The following is a 1,188-nucleotide window of genomic DNA, read 5'->3' as shown; positions in this document are numbered from 1 at the left end:
TTTTCACGAGGAAATCGCACGATCTTTGATGGTATTGATCTGCATGTTCCTGAAGGTAAAGTGACGGCGATTATGGGACCATCGGGAATCGGTAAAACGACACTGCTCCGTTTAATTGGCGGTCAGTTGTATCCCGAACAAGGAGAGATTTGGTTTGATGGTGACAACATTCCGACTCTTTCTCGCAAAAAACTCTACAACGCTCGTAAGAAAATGAGCATGCTGTTTCAATCCGGAGCTCTGTTCACGGATTTGAATGTATTTGACAATGTGGCCTTTCCACTGCGTGAACACACCAATCTTTCAGAAGATTTGATTCGTACTATGGTGCTGCTTAAGCTCGAAGCGGTTGGCCTGCGCGGAGCCGCGCAATTAATGCCAAGTGAGCTTTCGGGTGGTATGGCGAGGCGCGCCGCATTGGCTCGTGCTATCGCACTTGACCCTGATTTAATCATGTTCGATGAACCATTTGTGGGACAAGACCCAATTACCATGGGTGTTTTGGTTGAGTTGATCAAAGACTTAAACCAAGCTCTAGGCCTTACGTCTATTGTGGTATCACACGATGTACCGGAGGTCATGAGTATTGCTGATTGGGTTTACCTACTAGCAGATGGCAAGATCATCGCGTTTGGCACGCCAGAGGAGTTGAGTCAAAACCCAGACCCGCGAGTGCAGCAGTTCTTACAAGGTGATGCAGATGGCCCAGTGCCGTTTCGTTTTCCTGCGCAAAGTATCGAAAAGGATCTATTTGATGGTCGCTAGCTTTATTCAATTTGTCGCTTCATTAGGAAGACGCACGCTCGCCATCTGTGAAGCTTTTGGCCGTGCAACCTTGATGCTTGTTGGCGCTATCTTCTCTAAGCCTCAACCCTCTAAAAGTTTTCCTCTACTCATCAAACAGTTGTATTCCGTTGGCGTGCAATCACTGGCTATCATCGTAGTCTCCGGTTTGTTCATCGGCATGGTTCTTAGCTTGCAAGGCTATGTAGTGCTGGTGGATTACGGCGCGGAAGGCAGTCTTGGTCAGATGGTCGCGTTGTCACTACTGCGTGAACTTGGGCCGGTGGTTACTGCGCTTCTTTTCGCTGGACGTGCAGGCTCTGCGCTGACGGCAGAAATTGGTTTGATGAAAGCTACTGAGCAGCTTTCAAGCCTAGAAATGATGGCAGTTGACCCACTGAAACG

2 protein-coding genes are annotated in these 1,188 nt (G+C 48.5%); both read left to right on the top strand.

Annotated features, from left to right (window positions below):
* Window positions 1–765 (top strand): phospholipid ABC transporter ATP-binding protein MlaF (gene mlaF / locus R7P69_RS24960; protein ID WP_318121788.1); only part of this gene is annotated, 765 nt, incomplete at its 5' end.
* On the top strand, window positions 755–1,188 hold a 434-nt coding region (locus tag R7P69_RS24955), incomplete at its 3' end, for an ABC transporter permease (RefSeq protein ID WP_318121787.1). The genes mlaF and R7P69_RS24955, both read left to right, overlap by 11 nt.

This window comes from Vibrio sp. 661, assembly GCF_033339315.1.
GTDB classification, from domain to species: Bacteria; Pseudomonadota; Gammaproteobacteria; order Enterobacterales; family Vibrionaceae; genus Vibrio; species Vibrio alginolyticus.
This window is presented reverse-complemented; position numbering and strand designations above follow the sequence as displayed.